Origin of the sequence: Pandoraea sp. XJJ-1, assembly GCF_026802345.1 — a bacterium.
Taxonomy (GTDB): domain Bacteria; phylum Pseudomonadota; class Gammaproteobacteria; order Burkholderiales; family Burkholderiaceae; genus Pandoraea; species Pandoraea cepalis.
Genome location: NZ_CP113827.1, coordinates 974,835 through 996,703 on the forward strand (window position 1 = coordinate 974,835; position 21,869 = coordinate 996,703).

Consider the following 21,869-nt stretch of genomic DNA (forward strand, 5'->3'; position numbering starts at 1 on the left):
TCGTCTATTGGGGTCGTCTCAGAAAACGGAAAATAAAGCACGCTAAGCGTGCGTGGAGGCTGGCACCCAGCGGTACAGCGTCGGAATGGACACGCCGAGGTTCTTGGCCACGTCCTTGGGCGGCACCCCGCTGGCCAGCAGCTTCTTGGCCGACTCGATCTTGCTGTCGGTCATCTTCGGCTTGCGGCCGCCTTTGCGGCCGAGCTGCTTGGCGACTTCCAGCCCGGCGCGGGTGCGCTCGACGGTCAGCTCGCGCTCCATTTCGGCAAGGCTCGCCATGACGTGGAAGAAGAACCGCCCGGATGGTGTGCCGGTGTCGATGGAGTCGGTGAGGCTCCTGAACTGGACACCGTGCTTGTGCAGATCGCCGACCAGATCGACCAGTTGCTTGACCGACCGGCCCAGCCGGTCGAGCTTCCAGACGACCAAAGTATCGCCTTCGCGCAGCATTTCGAGCGTCTTGGCCAAGCCAGGCCGGTCTGCCCGCGTGCCACTCACCTTGTCCTCGAAGACCTTTTTACATCCGGCCTTGCTCAAGGCTTCGCGTTGCAGCTCCAGGTTCTGATCCTGCGTCGAGACGCGCGCATAGCCAATCAACATGGCTTGTCTCGCGCCCGGTCGATGCGTTCCTGCATCGCCTGCATCACTTCTTCGTGGGTGTACGATCTGGCGTTGGCGTCGGTGGCTTGCCGCAGGGCTTCCTCAACCTCGCGCGTCATCCGCTCGTAATCCTCCGGCCACAGCGCTTGCTCCATGCGCAGCGACGCCTGACCCAGCAGGTGCAGCAGGCTGAACAGCCGCATGTCGTTGGTGGCGACGATGCGCTCCCGAATCTGCTCCTGAATAGCTTCGCTAGCCCGATGCGCTTGTGGTGTGGCAGTCCCCTCGTAGTCAGCGGGGAATTCCGCTTCCTCGGCAATCCTTGCCCAGGCGCTGGCCAGCGCCTCGATGGTTGACGTGCTCATTTCCGCCGCTCCTGTGCTCTTTGGCGAATCAACCGGCCAAGGGGCCTCGACGCGAAAACCAGCAGCATCACGCCTATCGGATACCAGGTCGAGAAGACCACCAAGGCATCGAAGGCTGGCCGTCCGGTGTTGGTAGGCAGTACGGCGGTCACAGCCATCAACCCGCCGACCGTCCAGATGATGCGCCACACGTAGGGCATCACGCGGGGCACGTAGCCGTCATCGAAAGCGGTCTGGTAGTAGCGGCGCAGGCCGCGCTCGGCAAGCGCCTGGCGCTGCCGCTCCGACAGCGCATCCGTCCGGCCATACCAGCGCCGGAATGGTGGACAGCGCAGCAGCAAAGGGGTGAAGAGGATCATCACCGCCACGATCGCGACACCCCACGCCATGACGGCGCCGGCATCGGGCCGCTTGGCGTTCTCGATCACGGGCGCGAAGACGCCCGGAGCACCGATCATCCAGAACAGCGCAATGTGCTGATATGGAAGGAGAGCTTCATTTGCTCATCCACTTGCGCAGCAGGCGCTTTTTCAGGGAGGCGCGTTCTTGCGGGTTGCGTCCCTTGTGATTGGCGATGCGATCCGCCGTGGCGGCCTGGCGCTTGACGGGCCAGTAGGAGCGGCCATCCTTGCCCATCGACCAGACGCTGCTGGCCTGGTTTTCCAGCAGGGGCAGATGGGCGCTCAGGGCTTCGGGCGACGCGCTGGTCAGCGCCGTGCGCTCACGGGTGCGCCAGCGCTGATGCCAGAGCTTCTTGTCCTCGCGCTCGCTGCCGCAGGTCGTGTGCCCGACGATGGGTGTTTTGCGGCGGCTGCGGCTCATAACGTAGTGGTCTCCAAGAACATTCAGGACTGATCCCAGGCGTCGATGGTCAAGACCTGATCGGCAGGACAGGCGGCTACGCGGTCGGGAACTGGATGGTGTTCAGTCTCATGCCGACCCCATTCGATTGATCGCGTCGCTTGCGGCACGCTGCGACGCAAGGAGGTTTGCGACCTGGTTTAGCAGCCGTGTCCGCTGCATGTCTGTTACCTATCTCCCCGACCGCTCATTGGACCAACTCCAGAGATTGGGCTCTATCGCTCAGCCAATACGAAACCGGCATTGGCTGATGCCACAACCGAGACGAACACAAATGGCTCGGTACCTGTATTTCGCGCCCCGTGCACTTGGCCCGGTCTTGCCACGGCTATCTCACCTTCCCTGAGGGCACGAACAATCCCATTGCCCTGAAAGTAATCAGCCATTCCCGACAAAACAGTCCACGTGTCTTGGCCGTGAGGATGAATGTGAGCCGCAATTTCCTGCCCGGGATGGACATGCCAAACCACGATAATTGAGTCTCGGGTTTCAAGCACAACGGAACGAATAGGCTCGCCTTCGGACGGCTGAACATACTCGGCTACAGAAAATATTCTCGATTCAACAGTCATCGGAGATCCCTCTTTCACAGTGCCCCCAGACAGGCTGGATATGAATTCTAACTCGAATTTGAACGGGAGGCTGGTCGTGCGGTCGTGCAGTTGCCGATGAGCGTGTCGGCTGCTGCCTCCTTGCCCACCAGCGAACTCACGTCCGTTGCGGCCATCCAGAAGGTCTTGCCCGAGCGCGGCTCATAGGTCGCGGGATCGAACACGCCAGAGGGGCCGAACATCGGCGGCTTGATTGGTCATGGCTCCATGCCTTTGTCGTTACGGTCTTCATCGTCGGCATCCTGACGCACGGCGGGCAATTGCTGGAGCAACGCCGGCAGCCATTCCTGTACCGTCTCCCACACCACATCGAGGTTGATGTCGAAATAGCCGTGAGCCATGCGATTACGCATATTGCGCATGCTGCGCCACGGCACGTCGGCATGCGCCTGGGTGAACTCGACGTAGCCATCCATCACCTTTGTGGCCGCCTCGCCGATGACGATCAGGCTCATGATGACGGCCTGCTGGGTGCGCTTGTCGGCCAAGAAGTCGTCCTTGGCCATCCCTTCCACGAAGCTGCGCGCATCGGTTGCGGCCTGCTGAATGTGGTCGAGGTAATCGGGCAGGCGGTTCTCGCTCATATCGGTTGCGCCTCCGCGAGCACCTTGGCCCGGAACTTCGGCGGCAGGTCGCCGGGAGTCAGCAGATCGACGTCAACGCCGAGCAGCGATTTCAGTTCTTCTTCCAAATCGCCCAAGTCCAACAACGTGGCACCGGGCAGCGCATCGACCAACAGGTCGAGGTCGCTGCCATCCCGGTCGGTGCCATGCAGCACCGAGCCGAAGACGCGCGGGTTCGCGGCGCGAAAGCGGCCTACCGCTTCACGCACTGCGCTTCGCTTCATGTCAAGCACAACAGACGGTCGCATGCGCATCCTTTCTTATCGAAACTCGTTGAGATGATATGCAATCAAGAATAGAATTTCAAGAACTATTTTCGAGAATCGCAATGCCTTGATTCCCGTGCCGCGCCTGTGAATTTCACCCGCTCGACGAGCGCAACACCGACGCCGCCTACGCCAAGAACCGGCGAATCGACCTCAAACTCACGAACCGCTGAGCGACGCGTCACCGCGCTGCTGCGCCAGCCAGTCGCGCGGGGCGCAGCCCATGCGCACGCGGAAGGCGCGCGCCAACGCGTTCGGGCTGCCGTAGCCGACGCGGTCGGCCACCACCGCCACCGGACGCCCCTGCTTGAGCAGGGTGCAACTGACGTTCATCCGCCAGTCGGCCAGATAGTCGCCCGGCGTGACGCCCACCGCGTCTTTGAACGCGGCGGCGAAGCGCGCGCGTGACATGCCCGCCTGCGCCGCCAGCGCCTCGAGCGACCACGCGGTCTGCGGCGCATCGTGCATGGCGGTTATGGCGCGCGCGAGTTTCGGGTCGGCCAGTCCCGCCAGCAGTCCGGTGGCGCCAAGCCGCCCATCCATCAGATAACGCAGCAACTGGATCAGTAGCAACTCGCACAAGCGGTCGATGGCGGCCTGCCGACCGCACTGGTCGCGCTCGGCTTCGGCAAACAGCAGCTCTAGCGTCGGCCCGAGGCCGGGCAAGTCCGCCAGCGGAATCAGCAGCATCGACGGCAAGGCCATGGCCAACGGATTGCCCGTCGAAGCGCCCAGATCGACCTCCGCACACAACAGCTCAGCGGTATCGCCGGGGGCGGCGACAAAACGATGCGACGCCACGCGCGGATAAAACAGCAGGCTCGGCTCGGTAACCAGCAGATCTTCATGCACGGGCGAACGCGCCGTAATCGGGCCGCGCCGCACCAGATGGATATAGCCATGCGGCGCCGCGTAATGATGCTGCCCACAGAAGGCGCCGCTGTGAAAAACGCGCGCCGAAAGCGAGTAGTGCCGGAGCAAGCCGGCCAGTCGATCCGCCATTCCACTCTCCATATAAGACGATAGGTTACGTATTTGATACTTTACGTGCCATATCGTACCAAACAAAGGGCGATCATGCCCACGTGCTCTTGCACCTCACCCACTACGGAGATAGACATGACCCAAATCGCCCCCCTGACCATCGACACCGCTGACGCCGCTACCGCTGCCACACTCAAGGCCGTCAAAGCCAAGCTCGGCGTGGTGCCGAACCTGCTCGCCACGCTGGCCCACGCGCCGGCAGCGCTCAACGGCTACCTCGGCCTGTCCGAAACGCTGGGCACCGGCCGCCTGAGTGCCACCCAGCGCGAGATCGTTGCGCTGGCTGCCGGTCAAGCCAATCGCTGCCAGTACTGCCTGAGCGCACACACCCTGATCGGCAAAGGTGCCGGACTGTCGGCAGAGGCCATCGCCGCGGCCCGCACCGGCCAGGCGGCCAACGCACTTGACGATGCAATTGCCGGCTTTGCCCGCGCGCTGGTCGAGCAACGCGGCGTGGTGTCGGCCGACGCCATGGCCAACTACCGCCGCGCGGGGCTCGACGACGGCCTGATACTGGAAGTGATCGCCAACATCGCGCTGAACACGCTCACCAACTACACCAACCACATCGCCGACACCACGGTGGATTTCCCCGTGGTCGCCGTCTGATCTCCATAGGCATATAAGGAGAACACAACGAAAATCGCACTCACCGGCGCTCTGCTCGCCAGCGCCCTCGTCCTGCCACTGGCCGTCACGGCCGGCGACTTTTCGCCCTATGTGGACAGCCAGGGCGGCATCAGCCGCCCCACAGACTTCCGCACAAACTTCGTCCACCTGGGCTCATATGCGGTGTTGGACGAAAAATCCGCCTCTCGCGGCCTGCACGATGTGTACACCGAAAAGGCCTCGGCCGAGCACTACCGCAAGACCGGCAAGTTCCCGGACGGCGCCACGCTGGTGAAAGAGATCCGCAAGCTCGAAACCAGCGCCATGACCACCGGCGACCCTGTGGTCTGGGGTTCCGATGCGGCCGTGTGGTTCGTGATGGTCAAGGACGCCAAAGGCCGTTTCGCCAGCAACCCCTTGTGGGGCGACGGCTGGGGCTGGGCGCTGTTCAAGGCCGACGCCCCCGCCAAGAATGTCGCCGTCAGCTACGCAGCCGACTGCATGGGCTGCCATGTGCCGGCGGCCAAGACCGACCGCGTATTCATCCAGGGCTATCCGACACTGACCCAGCACTGACTTGCTTGTCACTTTCAGAAGGCGACAGCACGAAATATCAAAAGTCGACCGCACGGTCTTTTCTGACGTTGGAGTCGCCTCAGAAAACGGAAAATAAAGCACGCTAAGGCGTAGTTCCCTCGGGCTACACCGCGTCCGCACTGCGCGGTTCTTTCTTCCCTTGCAGTGACGCAATCAGCGGGCAGGAAACGTTCCCCTTCCGCGCATGGCAGGCGCACACCAAATCAGACAGCACGGCCTCCATGCGCGCCAGGTCAGCCATCCTCTCGCGCACGTCCTTGAGCTTGTGCTCGGCCAGGCTGCTGGCTTCCTCGCAATGGGTGCCATCCTCCAGCCGCAGCAGCTCGGCGATCTCATCCAGGCTGAAGCCCAACCGCTGGGCTGATTTCACGAAGCGCACCCGCGTTACATCCGTCTCGCCATAGCGGCGAATGCTGCCGTAAGGCTTGTCCGGTTCCGGGAGCAAGCCCTTGCGCTGATAGAACCGGATGGTCTCCACATTGACCCCGGCCGTCCTGGCGAAAACGCCAATGGTCAGGTTCTCCAAATTGTTTTCCATATCGCTTGACTCCGTACATAACTACGGAAGTAAGCTTAAGCTATCCAATTCAGATTCGAAAGGACAAACGTATGTCTGAACCTCAAAACGGGCGCGGCGCGCTCTTCACTGGCGGGCTGGCCGCCATCCTCGCCTCGGCTTGCTGCCTCGGGCCGCTGGTTCTGATCGCCTTGGGGTTCAGCGGCGCTTGGATCGGCAACTTGACGGTGTTGGAACCCTATCGCCCCATCTTTATCGGCGTGGCGCTGGTGGCGTTGTTCTTCGCCTGGCGGCGCATCTACCGGCCGTCAGCCGCCTGCAAACCGGGTGAGGTTTGCGCGATTCCCCAAGTGCGAGCTACTTACAAGCTCATTTTCTGGGGCGTGGCCGTGCTGGTTTTGGTCGCGCTCGGATTTCCCTACGTCGTGCCATTTTTCTATTGATCACAGGAGTTCACCATGAAAAAGCTGCTTTCCGCCCTTGCCCTCGCTGCCGTTGTTGCCCCCGTGTGGGCCGCCACCCAGACCGTTACGCTGTCCGTACCGGGCATGACCTGCTCGGCCTGTCCGATCACTGTCAAGAAGGCGATTTCCAAGGTCGATGGCGTCAGTAAAGTTGACGTGACCTTCGAGACGCGCGAAGCGGTGGTCACCTTCGATGATGCCAAGACCAGCGTGCAGAAACTGACCAAGGCTACCGAGGATGCGGGCTACCCATCATCAGTCAAGAACTGATCATGAAAGACCCGAAGACACTGCTGCGGGTCAGCATCATTGGCACAACCCTCGTGGCGCTGTGTTGCTTCACCCCTGTTCTGGTCATTTTGCTCGGTGTGGTCGGCTTGTCCGCGCTGACCGGCTATCTGGACTATGTGCTGCTGCCTGCGCTGGCGATTTTCATCGGCTTGACCATCTACGCCATCCAACGAAAACGCCAAGCCGATGCCTGCTGCACCCCGAAATTCAATGGAGTAAAAAAATGACCGAAATCACCGTGAATGGCATGACCTGCACATCCTGCGCCACCCATGTCAAAGATGCTTTGGAAAAGATTCCCGGCGTGAATGCCGCTGTGGTGTCCTATCCAGAAAGCCGCGCGCAAGTCATGGCAGACACCGCCGTGAGCCACAACCAACTGCTGGCCGCCATCGCCGCATTGGGTTATCAAGGCTCGATCCGGGTTGGTGATTTCAAAGATGAACCAAAAATCCGTGATGCACTTGAGGGCGCCGGTTTGCATATCGCCATCATTGGCAGCGGCGGGGCCGCGATGGCGGCGGCGCTGAAGGCCGTCGAGCAAGGCGCGACGGTCACGCTGATCGAACGCGGCACCATCGGCGGCACCTGCGTCAATATCGGCTGTGTGCCGTCCAAGATCATGATCCGCGCTGCCCATATTGCCCATCTGCGCCGGGAAAGTCCGTTCGACGGCGGTATTGCGGCAACTGTGCCTGCGATTGACCGCAGCAAACTGCTGGCCCAGCAGCAGGCCCGTGTCGATGAACTGCGGCACGCCAAATACGAAGGCATCCTGGACGGCAATCCAGCCATCACCGTTTTGCACGGTGAAGCGCGTTTCAAGGACGACCAGAGCCTGGTCGTCCGTTTGAACGAGGGTGGCGAGCGCGAGGTAACGTTCGACCGCTGCCTGGTCGCCACCGGTGCCAGTCCGGCCGTGCCGCCGATTCCGGGCCTGAAAGAGTCACCCTACTGGACTTCCACCGAAGCGCTTGTCAGCGACACCATTCCCGCACGCCTGGCCGTGATCGGTTCGTCGGTGGTGGCGTTGGAATTGGCGCAAGCCTTTGCCCGGCTCGGCAGCCAGGTCACGATCCTGGCACGCAGCACCTTGTTCTTCCGGGAAGACCCGGCCATCGGCGAGGCCGTGACAGCCGCTTTCCGCGCCGAGGGCATCGAGGTGCTGGAGCACACGCAAGCCAGCCAGGTCGCCCATGTGAACGGCGAATTCGTGCTGACCACCGGACACGGTGAATTGCGCGCTGACAAGTTGCTGGTTGCCACCGGTCGGGCACCGAATACGCGCAGCCTCGCGCTGGACGCGGCGGGGGTCACTGTCAATGCGCAAGGGGCCATCGTTATCGACCAAGGCATGCGCACGAGCAACCCGAACATCTACGCGGCCGGCGACTGCACCGACCAGCCGCAGTTCGTCTACGTGGCAGCGGCCGCCGGCACCCGTGCCGCGATCAACATGACCGGCGGCGACGCAGCCCTCAATCTGACCGCGATGCCGGCAGTGGTGTTCACCGACCCGCAAGTCGCCACCGTGGGCTACAGCGAGGCGGAAGCGCACCACGATGGCATCGAGACCGACAGTCGCACGCTGACACTCGACAACGTTCCGCGAGCGCTTGCCAACTTCGACACACGCGGCTTCATCAAGCTGGTCATCGAGGAAGGTAGCGGACGGCTCATCGGCGTGCAGGCGGTGGCCCCGGAAGCGGGCGAACTGATCCAGACGGCGGTGCTCGCCATCCGCAACCGCATGACGGTGCAGGAACTGGCCGACCAGTTGTTCCCCTACCTGACAATGGTCGAGGGGTTGAAGCTTGCGGCGCAGACCTTCAACAAGGACGTGAAGCAGCTTTCCTGCTGCGCTGGATAAAAAAAGGAGGTTTTCAATGAGCGCCTACACCGTGTCCCGGCTGGCCCTTGATGCCGGGGTGAGCGTGCATATCGTGCGCGACTACCTGCTGCGCGGATTGCTGCGTCCGGTGGCGTGCACCCCGGGCGGCTATGGCCTGTTCGATGATGCCGCCTTGCAACGGCTGTGCTTCGTGCGGGCGGCCTTCGAGGCGGGCATCGGCCTGGACGCGCTGGCGCGGCTGTGCCGGGCGCTGGATGCTGCGGACGGCGATGAAGCGGCCGCGCAGCTTGCCGTTCTGCGCCAGTTCGTCGAGCGTCGGCGCGAAGCGTTGGCCGATCTGGAGGTGCAGTTGGCCACCATGCCGACCGAGCCGGCACAGCACGCGGAGAGTCTGCCATGAACAGCCCCGAGCGCTTGCCGTCCGAGACGCACAAACCGATCACCGGCTACCTGTGGGGCGCGCTGGCCGTGCTCACCTGTCCCTGCCATTTGCCGATTCTCGCCATTGTGCTGGCCGGCACGACGGCCGGCGCGTTCATCGGAGAGTACTGGGGTATCGCAGCCCTCACGCTGACCGGTTTGTTCGTCCTGTCTGTGACACGACTGCTGCGGGCCTTCAAAGATCGATCATGAGCGCTTCCCATTGAGACAAACCACGCTGTCGCTACGTTGCCTCATGCCGGCATCAAATTCGGCTGAGTAGCTTCTCGCCATCTGGACGTAGCTCACCCTTGGGTGAAACATGCCGATACAGGGTCTGCCGCGTGACGCCAAGTTCCTGGCACAGGTCGCCGACCTTGGTCTCTGGCTGACCCATTGCCGCCATCGCCAGCCGCAGCTTGGCGGCGGTCATCTTGAACGGCCGGCCGCCTTTCCGCCCGCGCGCGCGGGCCGAGGCTAGGCCGGCAATCGTGCGCTCCGCGATCAACTCGCGCTCGAACTCGGCCAGGGCGGCGAAGATGCCAAAGACCAGCTTGCCGGCGGCGGTCGTGGTGTCGATGGCCGCGCCGTGCCCGGTTAATACCTTCAAGCCGATGCCGCGCCCAGTCAGGTCGTGCACGGTGTTGATGAGATGTCGCAGGTCGCGTCCGAGCCGATCCAGTTTCCACACGACCAGTGTGTCGCCAGTTCGCAACGCCTTCAGGCAGCTCGTCAAGCCGGGCCGATCCTCGCGCATGCCGGATGCCTGGTCCTCGTAAAGATGTACTGGATCGACCCCGGCGGCAATCAGCGCGTCGCGCTGCAAATCGGTAGCCTGGGAGCCGTCCGCCTTCGATACCCGCATGTAGCCTATCAGCATGTCGTACCTGTCACATATACGTTCGATTATGTGACAGTGTGCGCCGGAAAGTTAAGGTCGTCAAAATTTGTCACTTAACCCGTCATTCTGTCTAAGACATGCAAAGGATCCGTCAGGCTCATAATGTGACAGAAATTCCGTGGCGATGCCTTCCTTCGCGAAGGTGGCGCGCAACTGTTCCAGGGAAGCGGGGTCGCGCCGACCATAGGAAGCCAACGCGAACAGCGAGCGTGCCGTCTCGGGGTTGTGCCGCGCTTCAATGATGGCCTCGTCGATGGCCTGGACTGCACGCTGCCAGTGATTGATGGGTTCGGGCTTCGGCGCTTTCGTCGGCAGGCCACTGGTGAACCCTGTTTGGGGCTCGGACCAGAACAGCTTTGCCTGCTCGCCTGGCGGGCTTATGTACCTCACCTCAATCAAGCTGATTGCCGTTGCCGCCGCCTCCAGCATCTGCAACCGTACTGCCGGATTCAGGGTTTCATACGGTCGCCACAGACTTTGCCCAGCACGCAGCGGATGCCCGCAGCCTTCCCAGACTTGGCGGAGATACCCCGCGTAGGTTCCGCACGCCGAAAGCGGTGTGTTCAGCTCATCGAGCAGCGTGCGTAGCAGCCGAAACCACAATCCGGCATGGATGCGTCGGCGCGGCAGCTCCAGGTGACCGGTCGTCAGTGCCTGCCAGGTACGCTGGTCCATCGCCGCAATCGCGTCGCTGGCGGTGCGCGGTTCGGCGTCGGCGTTCTCCCAGCCTAGAAACCGCCCTGGCACGCCCCAATAGGATTCCAGCCGGCAGCCATGCAGCGGGCAGCTCAGCATCAGGGGCAGCTTCCACGCGAGCAGTACGGCTTGGTTCTCCGGATCGTTCAGGCATAGCGGACAGGCGCGGTGTATCGGCTGGCTGGGCAGCCAGGCACGCCAGCTCGTGATGGATCGCGTCTTACGGCGGTGTGTCGGCAGCAACACCGAGAGCTGGAACGCATAGGTCTCCAATGCATCTGGAATCTGATCATCAAGGCTGTCCAGTAGCCAAGGCACCCAGCCGGCAAAGCTCATGCAACGCAGCCGGTTCAGTTCGATGCCGCTCCGCTGGGAAAGCATCGCCAGCAGCGCCAGTGGTGGCGCGGTGTCCAGGTCATCAACCTGACCGTGACCAAGATCGTGCTCCAGCAGCTCGGACACCTCTATGTGATAGCAAAGGGCCACGCGGTTGAGCCACGAAGACAAGGCTTCACCTTCCCTGGGAGCCGGATGCAGTGGCCAGCGTGGCGCTGGCTTCACATCAGTTCCCGCTCGAATTGCCGACGCCGCTCGCTGGGGCCGGTGTAATCGGCCATGCTCAGCGTGCGATGGTTGATCGCTTCCTCGCCGCTCTCCACGGCGGCGAGGGCTGCCGCCATCAGCAAGTGCGTCAGTTCGCCGATGGTGCCTTCGCTGCGTGTGAGCAGGTAGCGGGCCATGTCCAGCGTGGCAATCGACGAGGGGCGCCGCAGTGGAAGCGAAGCGGCGAAGCTGGCCAGCAGTGAGCAGCAATCGTCGTTGGCCTCCCATACCGGCAGCATCATCGGCTCGAAGCGATTTTCCAACTGGTCATCGGAGCGGATGACCAGGTAGGCGTCGCGCGTGCCGACCCCGACCAGTGGGATGCGCAGTTCATTGCCGAGGAAGCGCAGGAGATTGAGAAATTCCCGGCGGTTGACGCTGTTACCGGCCAGGACGTTGTGCAACTCGTCGATCACCAGCATGCGCACGCCGACCTTGCGCAGCAGTGCCAGCGCCAGTTGTTCCATTTCTGGCAGCCGTGGGCGCGGTCGCAATGGCGCACCCATCGCCGCGAGCAGCGCGACGTAGAAGCGGATTACCGACGGTTCGGATGGCATCTGCACGACCAGTACCGGAATGTGCTCCTGGTCGGCGTCGGCGCTGGCCGGATGCGTGCGCCGGAACTTCTCGACGATCATCGACTTGCCGTTGTTGGTCGGGCCGACCAGCAGCAGGTTGGGCATGCGTTGCTTGTTTGGCCACGCATACAGGGTTTCCAGCCGGTTCAGCGCCTCGACCGCGCGCGGATAGCCGATCCAGCGGTCGGCGCGAAGGCGCTGGATGCGCTCGTCCGCCGGCAGCCGAGCCAGCCCCTGTGCCGCTGGCAGCAGGTGTGACAAGTCGATGATGGGATATTCGTCCACGGCTACCACTCCTCAATCTGGTCGAACGGTTTGGCCGGCGGCTGGTTGTCGGCCTGTGGGTCAGCCATGTCCGCATCTGGTGGTGGCGTGGTTTTGACAGGCGGTGCCGTTGCCTTGAGATGCTGGCGTCGATCCGCGTCGCGCCGCGCCTTGCGCGTAGCTTTCTGCGCGGTGGTCACGATTTCTCGCATCTGGCCGATCATGCGGAACAGCGCTGACTCATCCACCTGTTCGCGCCCTTGCTGCCGTAATTTCGCCAGCGCCTGCCGTTGTTCCCATAGGGTGACAGCCGGGTGCGACAAGGTACGGTAGGGAATTTCCAGGTAGTGCTGCCCCTCTGGTTCCAGCACCCATATGCGGCTGATGTCGCGCGGGTCGCGCCGGATCAGGAACGCAGGCAAGCGGTCCCGCCGAGCTATCCACGGCTTGAGCGCATCGGCGTAGTAGTGGATGTGGTCGATGACGAAGCCGGTGCGGGTCAGCGTGCGGCGGATGATGGGCAGAAAATCGACCAGAAAAGCCGTAGCGCGAGTGATGACGGTTGGCACGCCGGTCCGCGTGATAGCTTCGGCCCAGCGCGCGGCCGGCGGTTGGAGCAGGCCGTTGTGCACGGAGCCGTGATAGGTGCCGACCGCCAATGTGAGCCAGCGCTCCAGCTCGCGCAGTGTCAGGGCGGCCATCTTCTCGGAGGCGTATTCCCCGCGCTGGTCAGGATTGGAGAAGGTCGTCCCCGGCAATTCGTCGTGGATCATCTGCATCGCCGTGCCGATGATCCGTTCCACGATACCGCCGTAGTGCGGCTGCCCGAGCGGGCGATAGTCCAACCGGATGCCATGCTGCTCGCAGCCACGGCGCAGCGCCTCGCTCTTGAACTCAGCCGCGTTGTCCAAGTAGAGCAGTCTGGGCTTGCCGCTCATCGGCCAATCCATCTCTACGTTCAACCCTTCCAACCAAGGGCGCTTGTCGCAGGCGGCATGCACCAAGCACAAGCCGACCGAGACGGCGGACGGGGCTTCCAGCGTAACGACCATGCCAACCACGCAGCGGGTGAATACGTCGATGGCGAGGGTCAGGTATGGACGGCCAATCGGTTGCCGGTCGCGCTCGTCCACCACGATCAGGTCGATGACTGTGTGGTCGATCTGCACCTGCTCCAGCGGCGCGGAGACGGGTGGCGGAACACCACCAACACCTTGCAGGTCGCGGGCGGCATCTTGTCCTTCCCGGCGGTGAGTGACCTCGCGCGGATCGAGGCCGGCGATCCGCAGAGCCACCGTGTTGCGCGCCGGCACCCGCAGCTTTTGCAGCTTGCACGCCCGCACAACTTCGCGGTGGAACGCCGCCAAGCTACGCTTCTGCTTGGTCAGGAAGCGCTTTTGCAGTAACTCGCGGATGATTCGTTCGACCGACTCCGGCAAGCGGCCTTTACCTTTGCCACCGCTCGACTGCCCAAGAGCCAAGTCAGTGACCAGCCCCGATCCTAGCCGGGCACGGCGGATCAGGACGTAGACCTGCCGCCGGGACAGCCCCAATGCCTGGGCTGCCGCGTCGGCCGCTTCATGCCCAACCGTCTCCGACTGCGCCAACGGCCCAATGATCTCCGCGCGACGACGCGCACGCTCCCATGCCTGTTCTGGCAGGGTGGCCACGCCGTGCTCGGTAATCGGTGCGGTATCGGTCGCCATGCTCATCTCGCTTTGGTGCACACGAGTATTGAGCATAGACGAGTTTCGTGCAGAGGAGTCCTGATATCTGGCTGTCAGGAGCCGTATGCACAAGAGGCTTCAAACCGCGCTGAATGGTGCAGTCGTCTTCTGAAAATGACACTTCTAGCGGTCAGTTGGCATGAGGCGGCATGTGTTCACCAAACGACCGTTTGATGGACACATTCCGAGATGTACGCCATCCTGCAGACGAATAGCAGAAGTTGACTATGAGTGGAAAGAAACCCGAGCACGCGTTTGCAGACAGTGCGCCGGCTGTGCCTCCGCGCGGCTCTGCTCCCCTGATGGGTAGTGGGCATTGACCGGTTGAATCCGCAGCCAGAAGCGGTCACCCGCCAAGGACCGCTTGCGGGTAGCCCAATGTCCTGAGGGTGAAGGCGAAGCAGCGCCCGTGATTGACGTAATGCTCGAGTGCTACGTTCTTCTGTTCTTCCGAGTACTTCGGCTTTACGCGAACATACCCCCTCTGCAGATCGCCACTCTTCTCGAATTCGTTACACCACGCCTTGAGAGAATTCTTCGTCGGGTAACCCAACTGGCGAATGGTCGCTTTGCTGCGTTTCCCGAGTTTCAGGTACAACTCGACCGCCCGAACGCGTTCTTGGTATGAGTACATGGACTACCTCCAAAGTAGTCCAAGATTTTGTCCGCATCCCCGCGGAGTCAGAATTCAGTCGGCGTTGACAGTTTGATCAAAAGTACGACCACACCTGTACAAGGGCACCTATCTTGGTGCATCCCAAGACCATCTTTGAACAAGCCGCGTCGCCTCATTCAGACTTCCACCTAGTATTCACCGATCAGTTGGGCGAGGCACTCATCGCGACTGTGATCCAGAAAGTAAAATTAGAGCACGTGCCACAACTCGGCGCCCCCCCTTTCGGAATCAGCGCCCCATGGTCAACGCACGAGCCTTTTCAGTCGGCTTGACGCGCACCATTTGCTGTTTGTCCTTCGTGAAATACCAGACCAGATATTCAACGAACTTGGCCCCCTGAGCTGGATCTGCTCTGTTGAGTGTATTTGGTGCTCCGCGTACCAATGTTGATCTCAGCTCACTTCGCGACCGACTTGCCCATGAAAGCTCTCAGACGAGCAATCACACGCCACAAGCTTCGAGACGCAATCCGTGTACCGCGCAGCATCCATCTGACCTGACGGATTTTTTCGTACCACTGGTATCTAGAGATTCACGGCCCCAGTGGTTGAACTACGTTCGCTAGCCCGACGAAAATCGGCCGGGGTTTGGTACTGCAAACTTGAATGCGGCCGAACTTCGTTGTAATGAGTCCGCCAGTCTTCGATCACGATTCTCGCCTCGATCCGGTTGCGAAACCACTCCATCGCCAAACACTCATCACGGAATTTTCCGTTGAAGCTCTCGTTGGTGCCGTTCTGCCAAGGCTTGCCTGGATCAATCAGTGCTGTCTCGATCCGCTCCTGGGCGGCCCATTTCAACAACGCTGTACTGACAAACTCAGGCCCGTTGTCTGACCGAAGATAGCGCGGTGCGCCGTGCAGGCTGATCAATCGACTGAGTACCTCAATAACTCGACGTGAGCGAATCGATCCCGCCACATCGATCGCCAGGCATTCCCGCGTATATTCGTCGACCACCGTCAGGCATTTGACTTGCTGACCGTTTGCACAGGCATCGAATACGAAGTCATAACACCATACCGAGTTTCGAGTTGCCGGCGCATGGGGTCTTGGTCGACTGCCAGCCACGCGACGTCTACGCCGCTTCTTCGGCACTTGCAGGCCCGCCTGCGCCCAAAGCGAGGCACATCGATCACGGCCGACGACAATACCTTCTCGGCCCAGCAGCACTCGGATGCGACGCGAACCGAAGCGCGGGAATTGCGCCGACAAAGTTCGCATTGCCTCGATCACCGGTGCATTTTTGCCGGGCATCTTTGGTGTGTAGCCTAAGCTTGATCGACTGATCTGCATAAGCGCACACGCTCGCCGGTGGCTCAAGCCCCGTTCGATTGCGAACCGGACTTGCTCGCAGCGAGCCTGCACGCTCACCACTTTTTTGCGCCGATCTCCTTCAAGACCTGAATATCCAGTGCTTGGTCCGCGACCAGCTTCTTCAGCCTGACATTCTCTGCTTCGAGCGCTTTGAGGCGTCTGACGTCATCACTGACCATCTCGCCGAAGCGCTTTCGCCAAGCGTAAATCGACGCCTCGCTCACGCCGTGGCGCTTGGCCACCTCGGGGATCGTATCTCGATCCGCTTCACGCAGAATTCGCACGATCTGCTCGTCACTGTACCGGCTCTTCTTCATACCAACTCCTCATCTGAGCTGAGGCGCCATTATCCCTAGATCTGATTGGTACGAAATTTTCAGGACAGGTCACATCTACTCAGAAATGCCAGTGCTCTGTAGCCGCCCTTCAGCAGAAAGCTGAGAATCACGCAAAACCTGCGAGCTAGGTAGACACTTCTCCGTACTTCACAGTTGCCGCGTGAGCTCATTGACGCGAACTTGATCGTAGAGCCTGCAATTTTCGCTCCTGATGCAAACGAGAAGAATAGGTAATAGAGCCAGCGGTAGTGCCTCGACATCTGGTCGGCCTTCACCTTCGGCATCAACGCCGCCTCACGCTTTCGCAACAAGACCAACGTCGGAATAAGGCACTCGGTATCAAGTGCCTTTGTACTGTGGAGGTGCATCTCGTCCGTACGACCGCCTAGTGGATCAGGCGTCGCCTGACACATTCCCCCGGGCGTACTACGGCAAATCATCGATGACGGTGCGTCTCGGCCAAATCCCTCGCCCAGTTCTTGCACTGGACAAAGCCCTTGGTTATAAGCGGCGATTTCCGTTCGAATCTCTTCCGAGGTCGATAGCTGAGCGCGGTGTTCACCGATCACGTAGATATCTGCCGACGTTTGAGGGCCAAATTCGACAAAAATGCTCTCATGGTCATATGAGTAGTCGAGCAGCTTCTGTTGAACCGAGGAAGCCCACCGGCACGACACTTGCGCACTTGCCTCATTTTCACGACACCACCGATCGAAAGACTCGAGTTGGCGCAGTAAATATGCGCTCGCCTGTTTCACCTCAGTAGACGTTGCTTGCAACTCTGTCGCGTGACGAGAGACTTGCGAGTCCGCCACAAAGAAGATGCCCGCAAGCAACCCGGCAATAACCCAGAAGTGATCGTAGAGATGCCAGAACCTATCCCTGATGCGAACCAAATCAGTAAAGATTATCGCAACACACCAACCGCCGAATACGCCCAGCAACATGAGGCAGGCCATCCCATAGCCCGCACCTAAAACACCAGTTCCGCCCAACACGAACGAGTCAGGAACCGCCGAAAAGGATGGCCATATGCCGAGCACATTGAGCACCGCTGGCACCAACAGCAAACCCAACGATATCGCGGCTCCTGGAGCGGCCCCACGTATCTGAGGACACGAGGACTCTCTTAAAATAAGGGATAGTCTTGTGCCTATCAGTAAGCCTAGTCATTACGTGGAAAGCATCGAAATTCTGACCGAGCCGGAGCGCCGTCGCCGGCGCACGGCGCAAGAAAAAATCGCCATCGTGCAGGAAACATTGGAGCCGGGAGCGTCGGTGTCGGCCGTTGCACGTCGGCACGGCGTCAATGCCAACCAGGTGTTCGGCTGGCGCAAGCAATACCAGGAAGGCAGTCTGGCGGCGGTGAAGGCAGGCGAAACCGTTGTGCCGGCATCTGAGCTGGCCGCCGCCATCAAGGAAATCAAGGAACTGCAACGGCTACTCGGGAAGAAGACGCTGGAGGTCGAAATCCTGAAAGAAGCCGTGGAATGGGGCCGTTCAAAAAACCTGATTGCGCGCTCGCCCTTGCTGCCGGGGGACGACCGATGAAGACGGTCTGCGAAGTTCTCGGCGTGGCGCGCTCTGCCGTGGCGGTGAAGCGAACTCGCTCGTCTGACTGGCGCGATGGTCGCCGTGCCCGCATGACCAATGATGCCGGGCTGGTCGAGGAGATTCAGGCCCATGTGGCGCATCTGCCGACCTACGGCTACCGGCGTGTCTGGGCGCTGCTGCGCCGCAGTCGGGAGCAGACCGGTGCGCCGTGCATCAACGCCAAGCGCGTGTATCGGGTCATGCGGGAGCATCAGTTGCTGCTGCGCCGCCCTGGCGTGCGGCGAGACAAGCGGCGACATGACGGTCGCGTTGCCGTGGACCGCAGCAACACCCGCTGGTGCTCCGATGGCTTCGAGTTCCGGTGCGACGATGGTACGCCGCTGCGCGTGACGTTTGCGCTGGACTGCTGCGACCGCGAGGCGATTAGCTGGGCAGCGACGACCAGCGGGCATAGCGGTGATGTGGTGCGCGACGTGATGCTGGCCGCCGTCGAACAGCGCTTCGGCACCACGCAGGCCGCGCAGCCCATTGAATGGCTGACGGACAACGGCTCGGCCTACATCGACCACCGCACGCGCAGCTTCGCTCGCGAACTGGGTCTTGAGCCGCTGACCACGCCGGTTCGTTCGCCGCAGAGCAATGGCATGGCCGAATCGTTCGTGAAGACCATGAAGCACAATTACGTCGCCTATATGGACAAGTCTGACGCACCAACAGCGCTCTCGCGTCTGGCTATCGCGTTTGAACACTACAATGAGCGCCATCCGCACAAAGCCCTGAAATACCGCTCGCCTCGCGAGTTCAGGCGTAATGCGGTGTCATCAACCTAACGGTGTCCGCGTGTCCTGAGTTACAGGGGCAACTCCACTTGGATTTGCCCCTGCACCTCCGGACACCGTCTCACACCAAGGTTGATGATTCGGTCCTGCGCCTGAACTCGCGTGGCGAGCGGTACTTCAGCGCGCTATGGGGATGTTTCTCGTTGTAGTGTTCAAATGCAATTGCGAGATTACGTGCAGCGGTCGCGGCGTCCGGTTTTGGCATAAAGGCAACATAGTCGCGCTTCATCGTTTTCACGAAGCTCTCCGCCATGCCATTGCTCTGCGGGCTGCACACTGGCGTAGTCAATGGCTTCAAGCCGATGGACGACGCGAAGCGCCTGGTCTTGGCGGCCGTGTAGCCCGAACCGTTGTCGCTGAGCCATTCAATCTCGGCCGGTGCCCGCATCACATTGCCGAAGCGGTTCTCGACGGCGGCCAGCATGACATCACGCACCACGTCGCCACTGTGCCCGCCGGTCGTTGCCGCCCAGCTCATCGCTTCCCGGTCGCAGCAATCCAGCGCAAAGGTCACGCGCAACGGTTCGCCATTCTCGCAACGAAACTCGAAACCGTCTGAGCACCAGCGTCGGTTGCTCTTAGCCACAGCGACCTTGCCATCATGACGGCGTTGCGGTCGTGGCGGCATTGACCTTCGTTGCAGCAGCAGGCCGTGAACGCGCATGACTCGATACACCCGTTTGGCGTTGATGGGCGCGGCGCACAGAAGCTCCCGCTCTCGGCGCAGTACACCCCAGACGCGACGATAGCCGTAGCTTGGCAGTCCGGTCACGGCAGACTGAATCTCTTCGACCAGAGCCGCATCATCGGTGCTTCGGGCCGTACGTCCGTCCTGCCAATCAGCCGGCCGTGCCAGTTTTTTCGCCACATTCGAGCGCGCTACACCGAGGACGTCACAGACCCGCTTCACTGGTCGTCCCCCGGCAATGAGGGTGAGCGCGCAATCCATTTTCGCGACTTCGCTACCTCCACCGCCTCACGAAGAATTTCGTTCTCCATGGTCTTTTTACCAAGCATCCGCTGAAGCTCCCGGATTTGCTTAAGGGCGTCACTCAATTCCGATGCAGGGACAACTTCCTCGCCCGAGCTGACCGCCGAAAGGCTACCGTCCTGATACAGCTTGCGCCAGTGGAATAGCTGATTCGGATTGACGCCGTTGCGGCGCGCCACCATCGAGACTGACTTGCCAGGCTCGAAACTCTCACGCACCATCGCCAGCTTTTCATCCGCCGACCATCTCCGCCGGCGCTCCGGCCCAGTCAACACTTCCATCACTTCTAGCTTGTTGTTAGTCAAAAACACAATCGTATGCCTACCCGTAATTTTACGTGGGTGACTGTGTCCGGCGATTCAAGGGGCTAATCCAGCCCTAGGTCTCCCGGACTTCACCTTCTGCGGCCACTCCCCCATCCCGAACGTCTTCACCCGATCAGCCGACTTGAGCATCAGGTACTGCTCAGCCTTCGCGAGATACACGAGGTTCGTACGCAATGCTTCTCGCTTCTCAGCGTCGTACCAGTTGACCTGACCGACGCCAATGCCGTGTCCGCGCTTCTTGTAATCTGGCTTGAGTGCCCCTCCATTGCTGTTCCAGTAATCCCCCATCCCCTTGGTAACGACTTCCACCCAGTATTCACCGATCAGTTTGGCGATGTGCTCATCGTGATTGTGATCAGCGGAATAGAACAGGATCACGTGCAGATGCAACCCCGTGTCCTCACCTTGCTCGATCGCCCAAACTTGATTCATGATCCCGCCAATGAGTTTGTTGGTGCGCTTAGCTCCGAATAGGCGATCTCGATGCTGCTGGATAAGCTCCAACGTAATCTGGTCGCGGAACTCACGCTTATAGCGCAACGTCAGTGATAGCATCAGCCAGCGGGATCTTCCAGTCTGTTCGTCGAACATCGCCAACTCAAACGCCAGAACATTCTGCTCATTACGCTTAGCATTTTCCAACCGAAGTCGCTCGCGCTCCGTGAACTCCCGGGCCTGGCAACGGACACGAATCGATTCGATCAGTTGCTCGAATACGTCCATGTACCGTGTGTTACCCGTGGGTAGATATGCTCCCGGCTCACCGAATGCGAAATGACGAGCACCGATCAGGCCGAGTTCTTTACAGGCGTCGTAAAAAGCCTCGACGCGAGCGGAGTAACGGTAAAGGTCGCTATAACGCTCAAGCCACTGGTTCAGTCGCGGGTAATGCTCCTTCCCGAGATATTGCTCCTGCAGCACAGGCAGAATCCCGGCACCGTCATACTTGATGGAGAAGCTGCCAGTGCATCCCTGCTCGATATCTTTGACGAATCGCTCGATCCGATACAAGTGCCGTGACCCATAGCCCTTGTGGGCTGTCCACGTTCGTTCACCGCCTAGATCCGATACATCAAGGTGAATACGTTTGTTGAGACGAGCAATGACCTCCACCGCTTCGTGGTCTTCGTTGAAGTTGTACATGATGAGAAAAGGAAGAGCCATCGTGTGGACCACGACGGCGATTGATGATTCGCCTCATGCCGCGCGCACCTGCCATGCTGGCAGGGCCACGATACGGCCAAGGCCATTACGTGTCTGGAAACTCGTTGATCGACAAACGAAGTAGGGAAGAGTGTTGCCGCTGCATCGCAGCTGCTTCGGCTTCAGCTACTGCCCAATCCCTGACTAGTGCATCTGCCTGCCTAGGTTCCGATCCATGACTGTCGTTACCTATTCGTGTGCCCCAGCACCAATACCCCTGCGTCTCCTATTGCTAACCCTATTCCATAGGAAGCGAAAGTAGTGGTGACCGACTACGCTAGGGATTCACAGAGATTCCGATCATCGAGTTCCAGGAGAAGCCAGCAATTCACCTGCACCTCTCATATACATACTTACCCACGCAATAAAAAATTATCTGGCAGTGAAATTTCACCGCTGACTATGGAGCCGCCAAGCTTCAGGCGAGATGTACGCCGAGCGATCCGACACTGCTTCGGCGCGACAGAATCGCCATCCTGCCCCCGAGACGGACGACTGACACTGATTCTCAGTACGTGATGGGAAGTGCCTCGGTGGATGACGAGGACTGGCCAGTGGCTAACAGGGACCGCCCTCCCGATGACGAATTGCCGCAGCGGCGTCTACGACCGTGGACATTCCCGGCTCAATCCGTCAGTAAGCGTCGACGAGAGCGCTGCCAACAGATGATTAGAGTCTCCCCTCGAAAATAATATTTTCTCCATTCGCAGTGGCCGGCCTTGCCTTTGGAGTGACTA

27 protein-coding genes and 1 pseudogene are annotated in these 21,869 nt (G+C 60.7%); 9 read left to right on the top strand and 19 right to left on the bottom strand.

Annotation, left to right across the window (positions count from 1 at the left end):
* Positions 1–42 precede the first annotated feature (42 nt).
* The 9 genes from OYT13_RS04465 to OYT13_RS04505 all read right to left on the bottom strand — a co-directional run bounded on the left by OYT13_RS04465 (position 43) and on the right by OYT13_RS04505 (position 4,328).
* On the bottom strand, positions 43–600 hold the full coding sequence (locus OYT13_RS04465) for a recombinase family protein (RefSeq protein ID WP_003100847.1): 558 nt from the start codon (positions 598–600) through the stop codon (positions 43–45).
* Entirely contained in the window at positions 594–965 is a 372-nt protein-coding gene (locus OYT13_RS04470; protein ID WP_003100853.1) for a hypothetical protein, read from the bottom strand. The genes OYT13_RS04465 and OYT13_RS04470 overlap by 7 nt, the downstream gene beginning before the upstream one ends.
* On the bottom strand, positions 962–1,393 hold the full coding sequence (locus OYT13_RS04475) for a hypothetical protein (protein ID WP_011875607.1): 432 nt from the start codon (positions 1,391–1,393) through the stop codon (positions 962–964). The genes OYT13_RS04470 and OYT13_RS04475 overlap by 4 nt, the downstream gene beginning before the upstream one ends.
* Before the next feature lie 67 nt (positions 1,394–1,460).
* Positions 1,461–1,787: a hypothetical protein gene (locus OYT13_RS04480; RefSeq protein ID WP_003100858.1), complete on the bottom strand. Its 327-nt coding sequence runs from the start codon at positions 1,785–1,787 to the stop codon at positions 1,461–1,463.
* Between the two features lie 254 nt (positions 1,788–2,041).
* Positions 2,042–2,398: a cupin domain-containing protein gene (locus OYT13_RS04485; RefSeq protein WP_003465043.1), complete on the bottom strand. Its 357-nt coding sequence runs from the start codon at positions 2,396–2,398 to the stop codon at positions 2,042–2,044.
* Between the two features lie 47 nt (positions 2,399–2,445).
* Positions 2,446–2,619: a hypothetical protein gene (locus tag OYT13_RS04490; RefSeq protein ID WP_003154411.1), complete on the bottom strand. Its 174-nt coding sequence runs from the start codon at positions 2,617–2,619 to the stop codon at positions 2,446–2,448.
* A 15-nt stretch (positions 2,620–2,634) separates the two neighbouring features.
* Complete coding sequence (locus OYT13_RS04495) at positions 2,635–3,021, bottom strand: HepT-like ribonuclease domain-containing protein (RefSeq protein ID WP_003100872.1); 387 nt, start codon at positions 3,019–3,021, stop codon at positions 2,635–2,637.
* Positions 3,018–3,308: a nucleotidyltransferase family protein gene (locus tag OYT13_RS04500; RefSeq protein ID WP_001247892.1), complete on the bottom strand. Its 291-nt coding sequence runs from the start codon at positions 3,306–3,308 to the stop codon at positions 3,018–3,020. Before OYT13_RS04500 ends, OYT13_RS04495 begins: the two co-directional genes overlap by 4 nt.
* Positions 3,309–3,485: 177 nt before the next feature.
* Entirely contained in the window at positions 3,486–4,328 is an 843-nt protein-coding gene (locus OYT13_RS04505; protein WP_079436164.1) for a helix-turn-helix transcriptional regulator, read from the bottom strand.
* 117 nt (positions 4,329–4,445) lie between these two features.
* Between OYT13_RS04505 and OYT13_RS04510 the strand changes: the two genes are divergently transcribed.
* Together OYT13_RS04510 and OYT13_RS04515 are read left to right on the top strand one after the other, a co-directional pair.
* Positions 4,446–4,979: a carboxymuconolactone decarboxylase family protein gene (locus OYT13_RS04510; protein ID WP_013521184.1), complete on the top strand. Its 534-nt coding sequence runs from the start codon at positions 4,446–4,448 to the stop codon at positions 4,977–4,979.
* A 111-nt stretch (positions 4,980–5,090) separates the two neighbouring features.
* Positions 5,091–5,555, top strand: coding sequence for a cytochrome P460 family protein (locus OYT13_RS04515; protein WP_208458422.1), 465 nt, complete (start codon positions 5,091–5,093; stop codon positions 5,553–5,555).
* Between the two features lie 124 nt (positions 5,556–5,679).
* Here OYT13_RS04515 and merR read toward each other — a convergent pair whose 3' ends face one another.
* Positions 5,680–6,114, bottom strand: a complete 435-nt coding sequence (merR, locus tag OYT13_RS04520; RefSeq protein ID WP_000429838.1) for an Hg(II)-responsive transcriptional regulator — start codon at positions 6,112–6,114, stop codon at positions 5,680–5,682.
* Positions 6,115–6,185: 71 nt separating this feature from the next.
* Here merR and merT point away from each other — a divergent pair, with 71 nt between their 5' ends.
* Genes merT through merE form a run of 6 tightly spaced genes read left to right on the top strand, consistent with a single transcriptional unit; the run spans position 6,186 to position 9,333 of the window.
* Positions 6,186–6,536 carry a mercuric ion transporter MerT gene (gene merT, locus OYT13_RS04525; protein ID WP_001294667.1) on the top strand — a complete coding sequence of 117 codons (351 nt, stop codon included), beginning with the start codon at positions 6,186–6,188 and terminating at the stop codon, positions 6,534–6,536.
* Positions 6,537–6,551: 15 nt separating this feature from the next.
* Entirely contained in the window at positions 6,552–6,827 is a 276-nt protein-coding gene (merP, locus tag OYT13_RS04530) for a mercury resistance system periplasmic binding protein MerP (RefSeq protein ID WP_000735441.1), read from the top strand.
* 2 nt (positions 6,828–6,829) lie between these two features.
* On the top strand, positions 6,830–7,075 hold the full coding sequence (gene merF / locus OYT13_RS04535; RefSeq protein ID WP_000654684.1) for a mercury resistance system transport protein MerF: 246 nt from the start codon (positions 6,830–6,832) through the stop codon (positions 7,073–7,075).
* Entirely contained in the window at positions 7,072–8,718 is a 1,647-nt protein-coding gene (gene merA, locus OYT13_RS04540) for a mercury(II) reductase (protein ID WP_000136268.1), read from the top strand. The genes merF and merA overlap by 4 nt, the downstream gene beginning before the upstream one ends.
* Before the next feature lie 16 nt (positions 8,719–8,734).
* Positions 8,735–9,100, top strand: coding sequence for a mercury resistance co-regulator MerD (merD, locus tag OYT13_RS04545; RefSeq protein ID WP_003465059.1), 366 nt, complete (start codon positions 8,735–8,737; stop codon positions 9,098–9,100).
* Positions 9,097–9,333 carry a broad-spectrum mercury transporter MerE gene (gene merE / locus OYT13_RS04550; protein ID WP_001087809.1) on the top strand — a complete coding sequence of 79 codons (237 nt, stop codon included), beginning with the start codon at positions 9,097–9,099 and terminating at the stop codon, positions 9,331–9,333. The genes merD and merE overlap by 4 nt, the downstream gene beginning before the upstream one ends.
* Before the next feature lie 52 nt (positions 9,334–9,385).
* Here the strand turns inward: merE and OYT13_RS04555 are convergent, their stop codons facing one another.
* The 7 genes and pseudogenes from OYT13_RS04555 to OYT13_RS04585 all read right to left on the bottom strand — a co-directional run bounded on the left by OYT13_RS04555 (position 9,386) and on the right by OYT13_RS04585 (position 17,295).
* The gene (locus tag OYT13_RS04555) at positions 9,386–10,000 is read right to left on the bottom strand and encodes a recombinase family protein (protein WP_000904941.1); all 615 of its coding nucleotides are present in this window, start codon (positions 9,998–10,000) and stop codon (positions 9,386–9,388) included.
* 60 nt (positions 10,001–10,060) lie between these two features.
* Complete coding sequence (locus OYT13_RS04560) at positions 10,061–11,278, bottom strand: TniQ family protein (protein WP_011137967.1); 1,218 nt, start codon at positions 11,276–11,278, stop codon at positions 10,061–10,063.
* Positions 11,275–12,183, bottom strand: coding sequence for a TniB family NTP-binding protein (locus tag OYT13_RS04565; RefSeq protein ID WP_011137966.1), 909 nt, complete (start codon positions 12,181–12,183; stop codon positions 11,275–11,277). The genes OYT13_RS04560 and OYT13_RS04565 overlap by 4 nt, the downstream gene beginning before the upstream one ends.
* 2 nt (positions 12,184–12,185) lie before the next feature.
* A complete protein-coding gene (locus OYT13_RS04570; protein ID WP_013521181.1) occupies positions 12,186–13,904 on the bottom strand; it encodes a Mu transposase C-terminal domain-containing protein in 1,719 nt (572 codons plus the stop codon).
* Positions 13,905–14,256: 352 nt separating this feature from the next.
* Positions 14,257–14,523 (bottom strand): annotated as a pseudogene (locus OYT13_RS04575) (IS3 family transposase); the annotation flags it as partial.
* 566 nt (positions 14,524–15,089) lie between these two features.
* Positions 15,090–16,198 (bottom strand): IS3 family transposase gene (locus OYT13_RS04580; RefSeq protein WP_150728839.1). Its coding sequence is split into 2 segments (ribosomal slippage): positions 15,090–15,949 and positions 15,949–16,198, totalling 1,110 coding nucleotides; the frame shifts between segments, so codons are not numbered across the junction.
* A 59-nt stretch (positions 16,199–16,257) separates the two neighbouring features.
* On the bottom strand, positions 16,258–17,295 hold the full coding sequence (locus OYT13_RS04585) for a hypothetical protein (protein WP_268567332.1): 1,038 nt from the start codon (positions 17,293–17,295) through the stop codon (positions 16,258–16,260).
* Between the two features lie 109 nt (positions 17,296–17,404).
* Here OYT13_RS04585 and OYT13_RS04590 point away from each other — a divergent pair.
* Positions 17,405–18,603 (top strand): IS3 family transposase gene (locus OYT13_RS04590; protein WP_181762485.1). Its coding sequence is split into 2 segments (ribosomal slippage): positions 17,405–17,720 and positions 17,720–18,603, totalling 1,200 coding nucleotides; the frame shifts between segments, so codons are not numbered across the junction.
* Positions 18,604–18,673: 70 nt separating this feature from the next.
* Here the strand turns inward: OYT13_RS04590 and OYT13_RS04595 are convergent.
* Both OYT13_RS04595 and OYT13_RS04600 read right to left on the bottom strand, forming a co-directional pair.
* A protein-coding gene (locus tag OYT13_RS04595; protein WP_268567851.1) for an IS3 family transposase occupies positions 18,674–19,884 on the bottom strand; the annotation gives its coding sequence in 2 pieces (ribosomal slippage) (positions 18,674–19,566 and positions 19,566–19,884; 1,212 coding nt in all).
* Positions 19,885–19,962: 78 nt separating this feature from the next.
* A complete protein-coding gene (locus OYT13_RS04600; RefSeq protein WP_268567333.1) occupies positions 19,963–21,093 on the bottom strand; it encodes an inovirus-type Gp2 protein in 1,131 nt (376 codons plus the stop codon).
* Positions 21,094–21,869 lie beyond the last annotated feature (776 nt).

Bases quoted from the DNA above. Each gene is read 5' to 3' on its own strand.
- OYT13_RS04600 (WP_268567333.1), bottom strand. From the start codon at position 21,093: ATGGCTCTTCCTTTTCTCATCATGTACAACTTCAACGAAGACCACGAA.
- OYT13_RS04470 (WP_003100853.1), bottom strand. From the start codon at position 965: ATGAGCACGTCAACCATCGAGGCGCTGGCCAGCGCCTGGGCAAGGATT.
- OYT13_RS04480 (WP_003100858.1), bottom strand. From the start codon at position 1,787: ATGAGCCGCAGCCGCCGCAAAACACCCATCGTCGGGCACACGACCTGC.
- OYT13_RS04500 (WP_001247892.1), bottom strand. From the start codon at position 3,308: ATGCGACCGTCTGTTGTGCTTGACATGAAGCGAAGCGCAGTGCGTGAA.
- merE (WP_001087809.1), top strand. From the start codon at position 9,097: ATGAACAGCCCCGAGCGCTTGCCGTCCGAGACGCACAAACCGATCACC.
- OYT13_RS04505 (WP_079436164.1), bottom strand. From the start codon at position 4,328: ATGGCGGATCGACTGGCCGGCTTGCTCCGGCACTACTCGCTTTCGGCG.
- OYT13_RS04495 (WP_003100872.1), bottom strand. From the start codon at position 3,021: ATGAGCGAGAACCGCCTGCCCGATTACCTCGACCACATTCAGCAGGCC.
- merF (WP_000654684.1), top strand. From the start codon at position 6,830: ATGAAAGACCCGAAGACACTGCTGCGGGTCAGCATCATTGGCACAACC.
- OYT13_RS04510 (WP_013521184.1), top strand. From the start codon at position 4,446: ATGACCCAAATCGCCCCCCTGACCATCGACACCGCTGACGCCGCTACC.
- merR (WP_000429838.1), bottom strand. From the start codon at position 6,114: ATGGAAAACAATTTGGAGAACCTGACCATTGGCGTTTTCGCCAGGACG.
- merP (WP_000735441.1), top strand. From the start codon at position 6,552: ATGAAAAAGCTGCTTTCCGCCCTTGCCCTCGCTGCCGTTGTTGCCCCC.
- OYT13_RS04485 (WP_003465043.1), bottom strand. From the start codon at position 2,398: ATGACTGTTGAATCGAGAATATTTTCTGTAGCCGAGTATGTTCAGCCG.
- merD (WP_003465059.1), top strand. From the start codon at position 8,735: ATGAGCGCCTACACCGTGTCCCGGCTGGCCCTTGATGCCGGGGTGAGC.
- OYT13_RS04490 (WP_003154411.1), bottom strand. From the start codon at position 2,619: ATGTTCGGCCCCTCTGGCGTGTTCGATCCCGCGACCTATGAGCCGCGC.
- merA (WP_000136268.1), top strand. From the start codon at position 7,072: ATGACCGAAATCACCGTGAATGGCATGACCTGCACATCCTGCGCCACC.
- OYT13_RS04570 (WP_013521181.1), bottom strand. From the start codon at position 13,904: ATGCTCAATACTCGTGTGCACCAAAGCGAGATGAGCATGGCGACCGAT.
- OYT13_RS04465 (WP_003100847.1), bottom strand. From the start codon at position 600: ATGTTGATTGGCTATGCGCGCGTCTCGACGCAGGATCAGAACCTGGAG.
- merT (WP_001294667.1), top strand. From the start codon at position 6,186: ATGTCTGAACCTCAAAACGGGCGCGGCGCGCTCTTCACTGGCGGGCTG.
- OYT13_RS04555 (WP_000904941.1), bottom strand. From the start codon at position 10,000: ATGCTGATAGGCTACATGCGGGTATCGAAGGCGGACGGCTCCCAGGCT.